The 16,588-nt window shown below is 61.9% G+C and carries 8 protein-coding genes and 1 tRNA gene; 2 read left to right on the top strand and 7 right to left on the bottom strand.

All coding sequences use genetic code 11. From position 1 onward, the window contains the following. Positions 1–9: 9 nt before the first annotated feature. Positions 10–3,153 carry a methyl-accepting chemotaxis protein gene (locus V1475_RS12100; RefSeq protein WP_479412942.1) on the bottom strand — a complete coding sequence of 1,048 codons (3,144 nt, stop codon included), beginning with the start codon at positions 3,151–3,153 and terminating at the stop codon, positions 10–12. A gap of 461 nt (positions 3,154–3,614) precedes the next feature. Between V1475_RS12100 and V1475_RS12095 the strand changes: the two genes are divergently transcribed. After that, positions 3,615–7,847, top strand: a complete 4,233-nt coding sequence (locus V1475_RS12095; RefSeq protein ID WP_479412941.1) for an EAL domain-containing protein — start codon at positions 3,615–3,617, stop codon at positions 7,845–7,847. Positions 7,848–7,930: 83 nt separating this feature from the next. On the opposite strand, the gene V1475_RS12090 is transcribed toward V1475_RS12095, so the two are convergent. From V1475_RS12090 to V1475_RS12070, 5 genes are all read right to left on the bottom strand, one after another. Further along, positions 7,931–8,005 (bottom strand) — tRNA-Val (locus tag V1475_RS12090). Between the two features lie 72 nt (positions 8,006–8,077). Beyond that, a complete protein-coding gene (locus V1475_RS12085; protein ID WP_479412940.1) occupies positions 8,078–8,524 on the bottom strand; it encodes an HU family DNA-binding protein in 447 nt (148 codons plus the stop codon). 211 nt (positions 8,525–8,735) lie between these two features. Continuing rightward, positions 8,736–11,141: an endopeptidase La gene (lon, locus tag V1475_RS12080; RefSeq protein WP_479412939.1), complete on the bottom strand. Its 2,406-nt coding sequence runs from the start codon at positions 11,139–11,141 to the stop codon at positions 8,736–8,738. 276 nt (positions 11,142–11,417) lie between these two features. Next, positions 11,418–12,548 (bottom strand): tRNA guanosine(34) transglycosylase Tgt, encoded by a 1,131-nt coding sequence (gene tgt / locus V1475_RS12075; RefSeq protein WP_479412938.1) that lies wholly within the window; start codon positions 12,546–12,548, stop codon positions 11,418–11,420. A 152-nt stretch (positions 12,549–12,700) separates the two neighbouring features. Then, on the bottom strand, positions 12,701–14,062 hold the full coding sequence (locus V1475_RS12070) for a nucleobase:cation symporter-2 family protein (protein WP_479412937.1): 1,362 nt from the start codon (positions 14,060–14,062) through the stop codon (positions 12,701–12,703). A gap of 335 nt (positions 14,063–14,397) precedes the next feature. Here V1475_RS12070 and rimK point away from each other — a divergent pair, with 335 nt between their 5' ends. Further along, on the top strand, positions 14,398–15,795 hold the full coding sequence (gene rimK, locus V1475_RS12065) for a 30S ribosomal protein S6--L-glutamate ligase (protein ID WP_479412936.1): 1,398 nt from the start codon (positions 14,398–14,400) through the stop codon (positions 15,793–15,795). Between the two features lie 30 nt (positions 15,796–15,825). On the opposite strand, the gene V1475_RS12060 is transcribed toward rimK, so the two are convergent. Beyond that, positions 15,826–16,500 (bottom strand): site-2 protease family protein, encoded by a 675-nt coding sequence (locus tag V1475_RS12060; RefSeq protein ID WP_479412935.1) that lies wholly within the window; start codon positions 16,498–16,500, stop codon positions 15,826–15,828. Positions 16,501–16,588 lie beyond the last annotated feature (88 nt).

Here is a 16,588-nt window from a genome sequence, read left to right as displayed (position 1 = left end):
GCAGGTTGCTCAAAAATCTTCCCAGTCGTCCTCAATCGGCGGCGCAACCGGCACGGGGGCATTCACCGCGTGTTTGACAGCTGGTTTCGGCGCCTTGGCCGCGGCAACGGGCGTCTCCGCCATTCTCGGCTCCGGTTTACTCACCGGACGCTTGAAATCCACCTGAACCGGCGCACTGGCCACTGTGGTCTGTGCCTGTACACTGCCAATGGCAAAGCGCGACGTGGTGACGTTCAGGTTCTCCGCCTCGCGGGTCAGGGCGTGGCTGGCGGCCGTGGTCTGTTCGAACATGGCGGCATTCTGCTGGGTCACCTGATCGAGCTGATTCACCGCCGCATTGATCTCCGCAAGCCCCGAGGACTGCTCGCGCGAGGAAATAGCGATTTCCGACACGTTGTGAGAAATCTCGGACACGGATTTCACGATTCCGCGCAGCGCCTCCCCTGTCTCGCCGACAAGGCTCACGCCGCGTTTCACCAGTGTTCCGGACTTGGAAATCAGATCGTTGATCTCTCGCGCCGCCTCGGAAGACCGCTGCGCCAGTGCCCGCACCTCGGAGGCCACGACCGCGAACCCCCGTCCCGCTTCACCGGCCCGCGCCGCCTCGACCCCCGCATTTAGCGCCAGAAGGTTGGTCTGGAAGGCGATATCGTCGATCACCGAAGTGATTTTCGAGATTTGATCGGAGGAGGTCTCGATCTGGCTCATCGCCTCAACCGCTTCCTGCACCACCTTGCCCGAAGATTCGGCATTGGCCTTGGCGGTCTCCACCATTTCGGAGGCCTGTTTCGCGCCATCGGCAGCCGAGCGCACCGAAGAGGTCAGCTCGTCCAGCGCCGTCGCAGTCTCTTCCAGCGTCGCCGCCTGTTTCTCGGTCCGGCGCGACAGGTCGTCCGCCGCGTTCGATATCTCGGCGGCCTCGCCCCGGATCATGTCGGCATTCTCGACCACGTTGCGCATGGCCGACAGAAGATTCTCGATCGCCTGATTGAAATCGCCGCGCAGCGTTTCGTATTCGACGGAGAATTTCTCATCGATCCGCGAAGTCAGATCGCCCTGCGCCAGTTTTTTGAGGCCGACACGCAACCCCTCCACGACGCGGTCCTGTTCCGCCTTCATGCGCTCGCGTTCGGCTTCCGCCGCCACGAGGGCCGCCTGGCTGTCGGTGATGTCCGTGCCGAGAAGAATGATACGGAACGGACGCCCCGAGGAATCCTTCACCGGGCTGAACGTGCCTTCCAGGATGGAGGTGTTGCCCTCCTTGTCGAGCAGCTTGAACCGGCCGTAGATGCTTTCGCCCCGATTCAGGCGCTCCCAAACATCGCCCCGCTCGGAGGCCATCTTGGCGTTGAAGGCAAAGATTTCGTCATGTTTCATGCCGATCAGTTCGGTCGGGTCGACGCCCAGCATGCGCGAGAAATTCGCATTGGCCTTCATGAGTTTGCCATCGACGCCAAACTCGGCCTTGGCCTGATTGCCGTCAAGGGCGGTGATGACGGCCTCGTTGGTACGGATGTCGGTGACATCCTTCCATTCCATCACACAGCCGATCTGCTCGCCGTCGAGATCGACGACCGCGTTCACATCCAGCGCGAAATGCACATCCCCCACCTTCATATCCGTCGAGAAGGGCATCTTGCTCGTGTCGGAGAGGATCATGCGAATCCGGTGCGGATCTTTGTGAAAAATATCGACGTTCTTACCGACGATATGGTCGGCGTCGAACGCCCCGAACATCCCGCGGAAGACCGGCTCGTTCTCTTTGAGCAGCTCATGCACGGCCGAGTTCATATAGGTGATCGTGAAGTCCTGATCGATCATCATCAGAGCCGCCGAAGACCCCTCGAACGCGGCCCCCTTGAACAGACCGTCGCGCGTGGCCTGCTCCGCTCGTCCAAGCGCATGACGGAAATCGTCCAGCGCATTGGCGATCTGCCCGATCTCGTCGCCGCGCTCGACGCCCGGAACGTCGACCGCATAATTGCCCTCGGAAACCGTGCGCATCGCCCCTTCCACACGGGTCAGCGGGCGGGAAATTGTCCGGGCGATCAGATAGGCGATCAGCGCCACCACGGCGGTCATCAGAGCACCCTGCCAGGCCATGGTCCGGGCCAGCGCCGTCGCGGGCTCGAGAATTTCCTCGATCGTCTGCTCCGCGATCAGCCCCCAGCTCACCCCGTGGTACTCCACCGGAAAGAAGGCCGCGAGATGTTCGTGAAGTTTGCCGGTGCCGATCTCCTGATCGGTTTCGCGCAGAAATCCCGTTTCCCCGGCAATCACCTTTTTCGCCGAATCCGTGCTCAGGGCGACGTTCAGAATCTCATTCCCCGCGCCGTGGATCGTGTTGGAGCGCAACAGAAGATCGGTGCCGACCAGATAGGAATCGCCGGTTGTGCCGAGCCCCGTCGAACGCGTGGTGATGGTGTCGATACGATCCACCGGCATCTGGAACGCGATCACGCCGCGCATCTCGCCGCGACGATCCAGAACCGGGGACGCCAGGAAAGCCGCCGGAGCGCCATGCGAGGGGGCGTATTTCTCGAAATCGGCAAAGAAAATGCCCGGCCCTTGTGCGGCCAGAGCCTGTTGCAGAACCGTCCCGAGCCCGGTGTCGGCATAGTCGCCTTCGAGAAAATTGGTGGCGTAATCCTGTTCTTTGAACACCGAATAGATCAGATCGCCGGAAAGCGAGAAGACGAAGACATCGTAATAGCCCTTTTCCTCGACGAGCTTGCGGAAATAGCCGTGATAGAGCTTGTGGACCTGGCTGTAGGCCGAACCGTCCTGCGCGTAATCGAGCTGTTGCTTGAAGCCCTGTTCATTGGGGTTGCGCTCGATGTACCAGTCCTTGAGATAGGCCGTGCGGTCACCGTCGAGTGTCTCCCACGCCTCCCCGAAACCACGGATCGCCGAAAGCACCGTCGGGTTTTCCGCTTGACTGCGCAGATCGATATCGACCCCCTCGAGCCAGCCCTCCAGCTCGAGCGCGCGGGCTTCCGCCACGGTCATCATCGCCTCTTCCGCCTCGCCGAGCAAGGATTGCGACGCATTGCGATAGGATACGAGATTCGCAATCGCGATGGTCACGATGGTCAGTCCGATCATGATCGCCGGCAGCTTTTTCGCCAGTTTGATCCTGCTAAAAAATTTCATCTCATGTCTCCAGGTATCGCGGGTCCGCTCCACGTTCCGGTGAGAGGTGGCCCAAGCGATATATCGATCAGCTTTCGGGCACAGCTGCCCCGTACCTCACGATCCATGCCGCCAAGGAGTGAAGATTCATTTAAGTCCGGATATTTTCGTTCGGACAATCGCTCGAATTTTCATGAATCCTGCGCCCGCCACCCGGGATCACCCCAAGTCGGCCACGCGGCCCCGCGCGGCAAGCCTGTGCATCTCACGGCACATCCGGCGTTTTTTGCGCATTTTTTTGCCCAGATCCCGGCTGCATTAACCATTGATAAACCTATTAACCATTTCCTGAGATCACGCGCCCATTTGCCGTTCCGGCACCTGCGGTTCCCGAAGCCAGATCGCACAAGATTCACAACAAAGACCCATTGCCCGTGAACATCACAAGACGTTTCCGCCCAAGCCCCCGCGCCGGACTGCCCATGGCGCTCCGCAGCGTCGTGGCCCTGATGGTCACCCTGCTGCTGCTTCAGGCGGTTTCTCTGATCGGCGGCATCGCCCCGCCCCCGACGCTCGGGCCGTTGCACCCGACGGTGCTCGTCGCCACGAGCCTGCTCCTCGCCGATCTCCTGCATCAGTGGCATCGCCGCCGCCACGGCAACCTCCGCCCCAGCTCGCATCTCTCCTACGGCTCTCCGGTCGCACTCACCCTGATCCTCCTGCGCGTCGCGGAACTGGAGGGCCACCCGGTGCAGGGCCTGCTCTTCCTGATCGGGTCGCAGACCGACACCCTCCATGTCAGCCTCCTCTCGCTTCTGTGTTTCCTGCTGCTGGCCCTGCTGCCGCTGATCGCACGCGGACAGAAAAGCGGCGCTTGGATCGCCTGTGTCATCCTGATCTCCATCGCCGCGATCGCCCTGTTCCGGCTGGCCCGGAGTATCGACCCGACCCCGGCCCTTCCCCCCGCGCTCTCCCGTTTCGCGCAGGGCCTGTCGCTCTCCGAAGCCCTGCTGTTTCTCGGACTCGCCGCACTCTCCCTGCCCCTGACCAAGGCCCCCCGCCTGCTTTGGGACCCGCACACACCAAAGGTCGACCGCCTGCTCTGGGCCGTACTCGCCACCCTTCAGCTCAACATGATCCTCTCGCTCTGGGGCGGCGAAGGCGGCCCGCTCGATCTCGTTGCAACCGTCGGCCTCAGTCTGCTGTCCATCCTTGTGGTGGAAAAACGTCTGCGCCCGCTGGAACGCGCCGCCCGGGACATCGACGCCCCTCTCGCCTCGGAGAGCGACCTCTTTCAAAGCCCCGCAGCACCCGGCCCGACGCCGCCGCCCCGCAGCGCACGGATGACCTCCGACAGCGCCTCGGATGAAGCAAACCGCCTGCCGCTCTTCCTGCGTCCGCACCATTGGATGACCTTTCGCGCCACCGAACGTCAACGGCTCGTCTGGACCGCCGTCGCGATCTTTGCCGTGACATGGCTGACCGAGAGCCTGTTCCGCATCAGCTTTCCGACTCTCGTGCCGCTGTGGTGGAGCGCCGGATTGCTTTCCTACTATCTTTTGCTGCACCCCGGACACAGCTGGCCCCGCGTTCTGGGCGCGGGGACGATGGCCATGATTGTCGCACGTCTCGCCCTCGCACAACCGCCTGCGACCGCGCTGATTTCCGCCGGGTTCAATGGCGTCGAGGCGCTGATCCTCGCCTCTCTCGCCCGGCATATGCTCCGTCTGACACTCGTCGGTCGCCGCTTCGTCGAAGTCGACCCAAAACTCCAGAGCCTCGTCGGCTTTCTGCTGTCGATCATGCTCACCGGCCTTGCGCTTGCCTTTCTCAATCAGGCCGCCCTCGCCCTTCTCGGTCAGACCCCGCCGCCCCTGACAGATGTCGCGCAATTTCTGCTCGCCAACCTGACCGGCATTGCCCTGCTCACCCCGATTTTCATCGGGGTGATCTGGAAACTGCATTTCGGCTTCGAAGCCCCCGACCGACCCGCCGTCTCGGCCCTTCCGCTGACCCTGATGCTGGCCGGGTGTGCCTTTCTGACCGGCCGGTTTCCCTTCGACAGTTTCGGCCTGTCCTCCGCCCTGCCCGTCACCTTCGGTCTGGTCCTGCTGCTCTCGACCGTCACCCTGCGCAATATGCTGGAAACCGGGCTGGCGAATATCGCCGTCGCCTCGGCGCTCCTTCTGGGGGCCGGGCTCAAATCCCCGCTCTCCTATGTGGAATTCTCCATCCTCGTGCTGATCGGCTCCTGCCTCGTCACCCTCGCCGGCAGTTACAAACAGCAACGCACCCGCGATCGCATGTTGCGCACCGAGTTGCTCGACAACAGCCCCGCCATGATGATCACCATGGATGCCCAATTCCGGATCACAACCATCACGGACCGGCTCTGCGCCTATCTCGACGTGCCCCGCAGCGTCATCCTCGGCAAAACACCCGCCACGTCCGGCTTCCTGCGCCTGCCCGATCACACGCTCACCGCCATGCGGCGTTTTATCCGCGAAAGCCCGGACACCGATCTCACCCTCGAGATCGACATCCGCCGTCATGACGGCACCCTGCGCAAAACCCTCGCCGCGATCCGCAAGACCCGCACCCCCGGCCTGTCGCATCATTACATCGTCCAGATCACCGACACGACGGAGCTGCATCGCAACACCCGGCTTTATAAGCTCACCCTAGAAGAAGGCCCCGCCCTTCTGCTCGTCCAGGACAGCCAGCGCCGCACCCTAAACGCCACGCCCGCGCTCTGCACCCGCCTCGGGTTTTCCCGCAGCGATCTGATCGGCCGCGACATCGCCGAGCTGACCCCAGTCCACACCCGCCGTTTCGTCAATCAGATGCGGGCACTCGGGGACGATTTTACGCCGCCTGCCCACAAGGTGCTCGAATTCACCACCGCCGGGGGCAAGATCCGCAAGATGACCGCCGAACGTCGCCTGATCGACCCGGACGCCACGGGCGAACAGCCGAAATACATCATCCTTTTCACCGATGTGACCGAATTCGAGGCGCAGCGCAGCCTCACCGAAACGCTCTTGAACCGCAACGCCGCCGTGGTGATTTCCCAGGACCGCAACTGGCGCATCCAGTCGGTCTCCGACGCCTGGAGCGAACATTTCGGCTACAGCCGCGCCGAGACCCTCGGGCGCGATCTCATCGACTTCATTCCGACCGAGGATCACGCTGCCTCGAAAAGCTTTCGCCGCCATCTCCTGTCCCGCACCAGGGACAAGGAAACGATCTCCAACACGCTGAGCTTGCTCACCAAAACCGGGGAGAGACGGATCGTCGAGCTGCGCAGCGTGATCGAGGAAAACGAGGACAGGTGGCTCAATATCGTCATGATCGTCGACATCACCGAAGTCTCGCTGGCGCGCCGGAAACTCGAACATCTCGTCGCCCATGATGAGCTCACCGGGCTCTATTCGCGCCGCGGCTTCAACCGGCTTCTGGCCGATGGCGAACGTCTCCACGATTACGACCTCTTCCTGCTCGACCTCGACCATTTCAAGAGCGTGAACGATACCTACGGCCATAAGGTCGGTGACGATCTGTTGCGCCGGATCGCCGCCGTGATCTCCGAAAAAACCGGAGCGCTCGGTCATGCCTGTCGCGTCGGCGGGGAGGAATTCGCCGTCATTCGTAACGCCACAACCGCCGCCCTGAACCGCACATTCGCCGAGGAACTGGCCCGGGACATTGCGGCGTCTACCCTGCCCACCTCGTCGGGGCCGGTGTCGCGCACCGTCTCCATCGGCGTCACCCGGCTGGCCCGCACCGACCGGCTCGACGACGCCGCGAAATGGGCCGACTGGGCGCTGCGCGAGGCCAAGGAGCACGGGCGCAACAAGGTGATCCTGACCGATGAGGCCTTCTTCGAACGCTTGCGGCAAGACGGCCGCCTGACCAGTTATCACGATGTCCTCGGGGCGTTGCAGCGTGACGAGATCGTCAAATACGTCCAGCCGATTTTCGATGCGGAGACCCACCGGGTCGTCGGCTTCGAGGCGCTGTTGCGCTGGGAACGGCCCTCTGGCGAGATCCTGCCGCCCCGGCAATTCCTGCCGCAGTTGCAGAATGTACTGCTGAGCGAGGATCAGTCCGACACACCCCGCAAATTGTGTCACCGCCTGCTCACCCGCCTTACCGCCTGCCCCGGCGTCTTCGTCAGCTTCAACATCCGGCTGGAGGCGCTGGCCTTCCCCGGCGCCGCCGCGCTGCTGATCCGCAATTTCGGTCCGCTCGCCCAGGTGCGCCACGCCATCGTGCTCGAAATCTGCGAGGATGCGATCACCGACCGGATCGATATGGATCAGGCGATGACCGAAATTGCCATCCTGCGTGCTCAGGGCATCCGAATAGCGCTCGACGATTTCGGCAAGGAAGCCTCCAATCTCAACCGTCTCACCCATCTGCCGATCGACATCGTGAAGATCGACAAATCCCTGATCGAGCGCATCGTCACCGACCGCCGCTCGCGCGAGGCCCTGCGCTCGGTCATCCATCTGGCCGAGGCGCTGAACTTCGAGATCGTCGCCGAAGGGGTCGAAACCGAAGCGCAACGCAGGATGCTTCTCGAACTTGGGCTGACCTGGCATCAAGGCTTTCTCTACGCCCGCGCGATGCCCGCCGAACAGGCCAATCGGCTCTACGGCACCTCCGAGAACCGCGCCAACGGCACCACAGACGCCGCCTCTGAAGTCCTGTAGCCATCTCTGAGCCGGAAGCTGACAAAACAAAAGGGCACCCAACGGGCGCCCTAAAGGCCGGTTCAGACCGGCAGAAATCTGGATGGTGGGTGATAAGAGATTTGAACTCCTGACATCTTCGATGTGAACGAAGCGCTCTACCACTGAGCTAATCACCCGCCGTGGCGCGGTGTTTAGCCTCTGGCAAATTCGGATGCAAGAGGCTTTTGCCAGAAAATGTCCCGGAAAACTCAGTTTTCCCCGGCCTCCGTTTCCACGCTCTCCTCAGGGCTCTCTGCCTGGGCCTCACCGCCCTCGACCTCCTCGCCCAGCATGGTCTTGGACCGGCGCAGCTTGGCCACGATGACATGCGCGCCGGTGCCGTCCTGTTGCCGTTTCACAGACATTTTGCCCAAAGGCGGCAGGTTCAGCTCCTCACCGCGCTGAAGCGCATCGCCCAGTTCCTTGAGCGTCGCCTCGACTGCTTTCTTGGCCTCGCCGCGCTTGACGCCGGAGGCCTCGGCCACCCGGTCGATGAAATCTTTCTTCTTCATGGTCGTCACCACCGTGGTTTCGGGCGCCTCAACCGGCGCGGGCTCCGTGCTGATCGGCACGGTCTTTTTCGCAGCGGCTTTCTTTGCCGTCGATGTTTTCGCAGTGGTCTTGGTTTTCCGGGTTGCGGTGGTCCGCGCAGCCATAAGAGAGCCCCTCTGGTGGTTTGTTTCCGTTGTGGAAACCTTACTCTCGTCGCCCCGTACGCTGCAAACGAGAAATGGCCTCGGAACCATGGTTCTAGCGCCTTGATGAACCAAAGGTTTATTTGCCCAAACCCTGTGCATCTCCCCGCCCCCAAAAGCAAGAAAGCCGACCCGAAGGTCGGCTTTCCCACAATTGTTTCCAGAACCGCGTTCAGTGTGCCGTCGCACCCTGGCTTTCGCCGCCGCCCGAAAGCTTGGCCAGACGCGCGGCCTCTTCGGCGGCCTCGTCCCATTCAATCGGCTCCGGCTGGCGCACCAGCGCGTGTTTGAGCACCTCGGACACATGGGTGACGGGGATGAGTTCCAGCCCCTCCTTCACATTGTCCGGGATCTCGGCGAGATCCTTGACGTTCTCTTCCGGGATCAACACGGTTTTGATCCCGCCCCGCAGAGCCGCCAGAAGTTTCTCCTTGAGCCCACCGATGGCGGTCGCGTTGCCGCGCAGAGACACCTCGCCGGTCATCGCGATGTCCTTGCGCACCGGGATCTGCGTCAACACCGACACAATCGTCGTCACCATCGCCAGACCGGCCGAGGGCCCATCCTTCGGCGTCGCCCCGTCGGGGACGTGGACGTGAATGTCGATCGTGTCGAACACCGGCGGTTTCACCCCGATCTGCGGCGCGATGGAGCGCACATAGGAACTGGCCGCGTCGATGGATTCCTTCATCACATCGCCCAGTTTCCCGGTGGTCTTCATCCGCCCCTTGCCGGGCAGTTTCAGCGCCTCGATCTGCAACAAATCGCCGCCGACCGACGTATAGGCCAAGCCCGTGACAACCCCGATCTGATCTTCCTTCTCGGCCAGACCGTAACGGATTTTCTTCACGCCGAGGAAGTCCTCGATGTTGCCCGCGTTCACCTCGACTCTCTCCGCCTGCTTGCGCACGATCTGCGTCACCGCTTTGCGCGCCATCTTGGCAAATTCGCGTTCGAGATTCCGCACCCCCGCCTCGCGGGTGTAGTAGCGGATCACATCCGTCACAGCCTCATCCGTCACAGAGAATTCCTTGGCCTTGAGGCCGTGGTTCTTGATCTGTTTCGGGATCAGATACTGTTTCGCGATCTCCGATTTCTCGTCCTCGGTGTAGCCCGAGAGCGGGATGATCTCCATCCGGTCAAGAAGCGGCCCCGGCATGTTGTAGCTGTTCGACGTGGTCAGGAACATCACGTTGGAGAGATCGTATTCGACCTCCATGTAGTGATCCACGAAAGTGGAATTCTGTTCCGGATCAAGCACTTCGAGCATGGCCGACGCCGGATCGCCCCGGAAATCCTGCCCCATCTTGTCGATCTCATCGAGCAAGATCAGCGGGTTCGTCGTCTTCGCTTTTTTCAGCGCCTGAATGATCTTGCCCGGCATGGAGCCAATGTAGGTCCGGCGGTGACCGCGGATCTCGCTCTCGTCGCGCACGCCGCCCAGCGAGATGCGAATGAACTCGCGCCCCGTGGCCTTGGCGACCGATTTGCCCAGCGAGGTTTTGCCCACGCCCGGCGGGCCGACGAGGCAGAGGATCGGGCCTTTCAGCTTCTGGCTGCGGCTCTGCACGGCGAGATATTCGACGATCCGCTCCTTGACCTTCTCAAGCCCGTAATGGTCGTGATCGAGGATCTCCTGCGCCTTGTTCAGATCCTTTTTGACGCGGGATTTCGTGCCCCACGGGATCGACAGCATCCAGTCGAGATAATTGCGCACAACCGTGGCTTCGGCCGACATCGGGCTCATATTCTTGAGCTTTTTCAGCTCGCCCTCGGCCTTTTCACGCGCCTCTTTCGACAGTTTGGTGGCGGCGATCTTCTCTTCGAGCTCGGCAATCTCGCCCGCCCCGTCCTCACCGTCGCCCAGCTCCTTCTGAATGGCCTTCATCTGCTCATTCAGGTAATATTCGCGCTGGGTTTTCTCCATCTGCGATTTGACGCGGGTTTTGATCTTTTTCTCGACCTGAAGCACAGACATTTCGCCCTGCATCAGCCCGAACACCGCCTCAAGCCGCGCATCGACCGCAAGCGTTTCCAGAAGCTTCTGCTTCTCGTCCACCTCAACGCCCAGATGCCCCGCCACGAGATCGGCGAGCTTTGCGGGCTCGCGGGTCTCGGAGACGGCGACAAGCGCCTCTTCGGGGATGTTCTTTTTCACCTTGGCGTAATGCTCGAACTCCTCGCGCACGGAGCGCAGAAGCGCCGTCACCGCATCGGCATCGCCAACGCTTTCCTCAAGGGGGGTAATCTCCGCCTCGAAATGGCTGTCATTCTCGACAAACCGATCGAGCCGCACGCGGCGCTCGCCCTCGACCAGCACCTTGACGGTGCCATCGGGCAATTTCAAAAGCTGCAACACATTGGCCAGCACGCCGACGCGGAAGATGCCGTCCTCCGACGGATCGTCCACCGACGGGTCCATCTGGGCGGAGAGCAGGATCTGTTTGTCCTGCGCCATCACCTCTTCGAGCGCTTTGACCGATTTTTCCCGGCCCACGAACAGCGGCACGACCATGTGGGGAAACACCACGATGTCGCGCAGCGGCAGGACGGGATAGGATTGGATTTGCTCGTGCATAGTCATTCCTTATCTTGGCAAAAGACCAAGGCCCCGCCCCTGCGGCAACCATCCGGTCTTTCCTGTCTTGGCTCTATATCTGGGGGGGCACCCCGGCGATTTCAACCAAGTCAAGTTGCGGCTTGAACGTCAGTCTGCCTGTCATGACCGGTACGGGCAAGAGCGGATTTGCCCGGATTTCGCCGGATTTTCATCCTCTGCCCCCGCAAGCGTCGCCGCGTCTCCGACCATCCCGTCAAAAAACTGAAACATTTCAAACCAAAGGGCGCCTTCGCCTCAAATTGGTTCGATGTCACCCAGCGCGCGCGTGTCGTGGAAGTCTTTTTCCCAGGCCTCAAACCTGCCGCCCGCAATCGCATCGCGCATGCCCTGCATGATCTCCTGGAAATAATGCAGGTTGTGCCAGGTGAGCAGCATCGAGGAGATAATCTCCTGCGAGCGGAACACATGGTGCAGATAGGCGCGCGAGTAATTGCGGCAAGCAGGACACGAACAATGTTCGTCCAGCGGGCGCGGATCGTCGGCGTGGCGCGCGTTCTTGATATTGACCTGCCCGCGACGGGTCCAGGCCTGACCGGTGCGCCCCGACCGCGACGGCAGCACGCAATCCATCATATCGACACCGCGCTTCACCGCCCCCACGATATCGTCCGGCTTGCCCACGCCCATCAGATAGCGCGGCTTGTCCTCCGGCAGGAACTCCGGCGCGAAATCGAGAGTCTGGAACATCAGCTCCTGTCCCTCGCCGACAGCCAGCCCGCCGATCGCATAGCCGTCAAAGCCGATCTCTTTGAGAGCCGTGGCGCTTTCTTCCCGGAAATCGCGCTCCAAACCGCCCTGCTGAATGCCGAACAGCGCATGGCCGGGCCGGTCGCCAAAGGCCTCTTTCGACCGCGCCGCCCAGCGCATCGACAGCCGCATGCTCTGCGCGATCCGGTCGCGATCCGCCGGAAGCGCGGGGCATTCGTCGAAACACATCACGATGTCGGAGCCCAGGAGCTTTTGAATCTCCATCGAGCGCTCGGGCGAGAGGAAATGTTTCGATCCGTCGACATGCGAGCGGAAGGTCACGCCCTCTTCCGTCAGCTTGCGCAGATCGGAGAGGCTCATGACCTGAAACCCACCGCTGTCCGTGAGGATCGGGCGCTCCCAGTTCATGAACTTATGCAGCCCGCCGAGCGCCGCGATGCGTTCCGCCGTCGGGCGCAGCATCAGGTGATAGGTATTGCCCAGCAAAATATCCGCCCCGGTGGCGCGCACGCTCTCCGGCATCATCGCCTTGACGGTCGCCGCCGTCCCCACGGGCATGAAGGCAGGCGTGCGGATCTCGCCGCGCGGGGTGGAGATCACACCGGTGCGGGCCTTGCCGTCGGTGGCGTGTACGGAAAATGAGAATCGCTGGGTCATAAGGCCGGGATGTACCCGCAAATGCCGCGCGGGGCCAGTCTTCTGCCGCGACGCGCGGTCTCGCGGCTTTCCGATGGCGCAAATACTCAAAAACCCGCCCCAATGGGCGGGTTCCTGTGTCGATTTACCAATAGACCCGTGGCAGACGTGGTTTACTCCGCAGCCTCGATCGTCGCCTTGGCATCCTCGGGGATGACCAGCGACAGGATGATCGCCGAAAGACCCGCCAGCGTGATCGGTGCGGCAAACACCTGTTTCAGAAAGGTCGGCAGGTTCTGGGTCGAATCCGGCACCAGAGTGACGCCCAGCGCAAGGCCAAAGGACACCGCCATAATGTAGACCCGGCGCAGGTTCATCTCTTCGGTCGCCAGAATTCGGATACCCGCCACCGCGATGGTCGAGAACAACACCAGCGTCGCCCCGCCCAGCACCGGTTTCGGGATGATCAGGAAGAACGACCCGATAATGGGAAACAGCCCGAGGATCACCAGAATGCCGCCCACATACATGCCGACATGGCGCGAAGCGACGCCGGTCATCTGGATCACCCCATTGTTCTGCGAGAACGTGGTGTTCGGGAAGGTGTTGAAAATCGCCGCCAGCGCCGAGTTGACGCCATCGCCCAGAACCCCGCCCTTGATGCGCTTCATATAGAGATCGCCCGACACCGGCTGACCGGAGATCACCGAGTTCGCGGTCAGATCGCCCGAGGTTTCAATCGCGGTCACCAGATAGAGGAAGGCCAGCGGGATAAAGAGACCAAAGTCAAAGTCGATGCCATATTTGAACGGGATCGGCAGGGCAAAGAGGCTCGCCGAGCCCAGCGCGCCGAAATTCACCATGCCGAAAAAGCTCGACACGATGGTGCCGACCACCAGCCCGATCATGATCGCGGAAATCCGCAGCGTCGGCTTGCCGATGAAGGTCATCACAAGGATGATCGCCACCACCAGCGTCCCCATCAGAAGGTAAAGCGGCTTGCCGAGGTTCTCCCCCGCCATCGCGCCCCCCGCGAAATCGGTGAACCCCGCCTTGATCAGCGACAGACCGATCACCGTGATCACCACCCCCGTCACCGTCGGCGTGATGATCCGCTTCAGCTTGTCGAGAAACTGCGACAGGATGATCTCCACCAGCGACCCGACAAGGCACAGCCCGAAGATCATCGAGAGGATGTCCTCCGGCGAGCCGCCGCGCCCCTTGACCGCAAACCCCGCCGCCAGAATGGCGCCGAGAAAGGCGAATGACGTCCCCTGAAGCGACAAAAGCCCCGAGCCCACCGGCCCGATGGTCTTGCACTGGATGAAGGTGGCCACGCCCGAAACGAAAAACGCCATGGCGATCAGATAGGGCGTATAGGCCCCAAGCCCCAGCGCGCCACCGATGATCAGCGACGGCGTCGCGATGCCGACGATGGACGCCAGCACATGTTGCACCGCGGCCAGCGCGGCCTGCGGCGGCGGCGGCACATCGTCGAGCTGATAGACCAGCGGCATGAATTTTTCTTCGCTCATATGTTTGTCCCCAGTTTGTTCCGTTTTAAATCCCCTGAGCGAAAGCCTGAGCCGCCCCCGGCGGTGACGAAAGCGTTACCTGTCGCAAAACGCCCAAACGCGGCCTCCTGCGTACGGCACGCGCAAGAAAACGGCAAAAACCTCGATTTTCGCACCGTTGCGTCCAAAAACGCGCCGCTTTGGGATTGGCAAAACACCGCGAACACACCGCGCCCGCCGCTTTGTCACAAAACCGACAAAGCCTCTTGTCAGAACCCTCGGAAGGTGACATTGGGCGCATCTGGCCGGACCGCAGCATCGCGCCCCGGCCTCTCCCCAAATTGCGAGACACGCACATGACGGACAAAGCTCCTTTCGCTTTAGGCTGGGAAGAATGGGCCTCCCTGCCCGCGCTCGGCCTGCCCGCGCTGAAGATCAAGGTCGACACCGGCGCCAAGACCTCGGCGCTGCATGCCTTCGACATCGAACCTTTCGGCAAGGCGGACGCCCCCAAGGTGCGGTTCAACATCCATCCGGTGCCGGGGCGCGAGGACATCACGATTTCCTGCTCCGCCGATGTGGTGGACCGGCGCGAGGTGACCTCGTCCAATGGCGAAACCGAGCTGCGCTATGTCATCGCCTCCGAGATCGCCATGGGAGAGCGGGTCTGGCCGATCGAGATCACGCTGACCAACCGCACCAATATGGCCTACCGCATGCTGCTTGGCCGTCAGGCCATTCGCGACGATATGATCGTCCAGCCGTCCGAGAGCTTCTGTCAGCCCCGGCTCGACGATGCGGTCTATTTCACCACCGCAATCCGCGACACCGTGGCCCCGCGCGCGCTGCGCATCGCCGTTCTGTCGCGCGAGCCGGACAATTACTCCTCCCTGCGCCTCGTCGAAGAGGGCGAGAAGCGCGGCCATGTGGTCGAGCTGATCGACACCACCCGCTGCTACATGGTGATCAACGCCATGGCACCGGAGATTTACTATGACGGCGAACGCCTGCCGCGCTACGACGCCGTGATCCCGCGCATCGGCGCCTCCGTCACCTCTTACGGCACCGCCGTGATCCGTCAGTTCGAGACCATCGGCACGTTTTGCGTCAACGGCTCTGAGGGCATCGCCAAATCGCGCGATAAATTGCAGGCGCATCAGGTCCTCGCGCGTCACCGCATCGGCATGCCCACGACCGCCTTCGCCGCCTCGCCCAAGGACACCGACAACCTGATCGCTCTGGCGGGCTCCGCGCCCTTGATCGTCAAGCTGTTGGAATCGACCCAAGGCCGCGGCGTCGTTCTGGCCGAGACCAAGAAAGCCGCGCAATCGGTGATTTCCGCCTTCCGAGGCCTCAAAGCCAACTTCCTCGTCCAGCATTTCGTCAAGGAAGCGGCGGGCGTCGACATCCGCTGTGTCGTCATCGACGGCAAGGTGGTCGCGGCGATCAAGCGCTCGTCCTCCGGCGGCGATTTCCGCTCCAACCTGCATTTGGGCGGTCAGGCCACCAAGGTGCGCATCTCGAAAGAGGAACGCGACACGGCGGTGCGCTCGGCCAAGGCCTTTGGCTTGCGTATGGCAGGCGTCGATCTGCTGCGGGCCGAAGACGGACCGAAAGTGCTTGAGGTCAATTCCTCTCCGGGCTTCGAGGGCGCCGAAACCACCACTGCGAAGAACATCGCCGGTGCGCTCTTCGACATGATCGAGAAACGCATGCGCCCGGCCCCCGCGCGCAAGGGGCGCAGCAAGGCATAATCGGCCCGCGCATCCTCCGTCTCGGGCGGGTCAGTAGACCTGCCCGCGCATCCGGTTCCAGTTTTCCAGAATGGCCGGAACAAAGAACAGCACGAAAATATACATGTGCATCCCCAGCACCAGATAGGGGATCATCAGCGCCAGCCCCGCGATCCCGACATAGCCCGTCACCTTCGCCGCCGCCCTCCCGCGCATGAACCGCAACAGGATCAGCTCGAACAGCTTGCCGCCATCCAGAGGCGCAATCGGCAGCAGGTTGAAAATCGCCAGATAGCCGTTGAGCCAGGCCATGGTCTCGAAAAACCACAGCACATGGTCGTATTCCCGCCCCGCACCCCACATCGCATTGGCGACAAGGCGGCTCACCGCCCAGAGCGTGAGCGTCACGATCGGCCCCATGGCCACGATCAGCTCGCTCTCGCGCGGGGTCGCCGCCCGCGCCTGCTGGCAATAGCCGCCAAAGCCGTGGATCGTCACACTGCGCACGGGGATTCTCTGCACCAGAGCGCCCCAGGCATGGCCCATTTCATGCAGGAACACCGAGCCGATCAGCATGGCGATAAAGGCCAGATCATAAAGCAAATCCGTCGCTGACCCGGTGGTCGAGATAAACAGCAAGAACATCAGAAGGATGCTGCTGCCGATCCTGACAGGCACGCCCCAAGGCCCGCGAAATTCGAAAATGGCTTGTTGATCACGAAACATTTATATCCTCATACCATTCTCAAGACGCGCCACACCGACCCTGCCCGACCCGGGTTTTGCCAATCAACTCATAATGTTCCATTCCGAC

It is taken from the genome of Celeribacter sp. SCSIO 80838, assembly GCF_056498065.1.
Note: the sequence above shows the minus strand (reverse complement) of the source record. Positions and strands in the feature narration are given on the sequence as shown.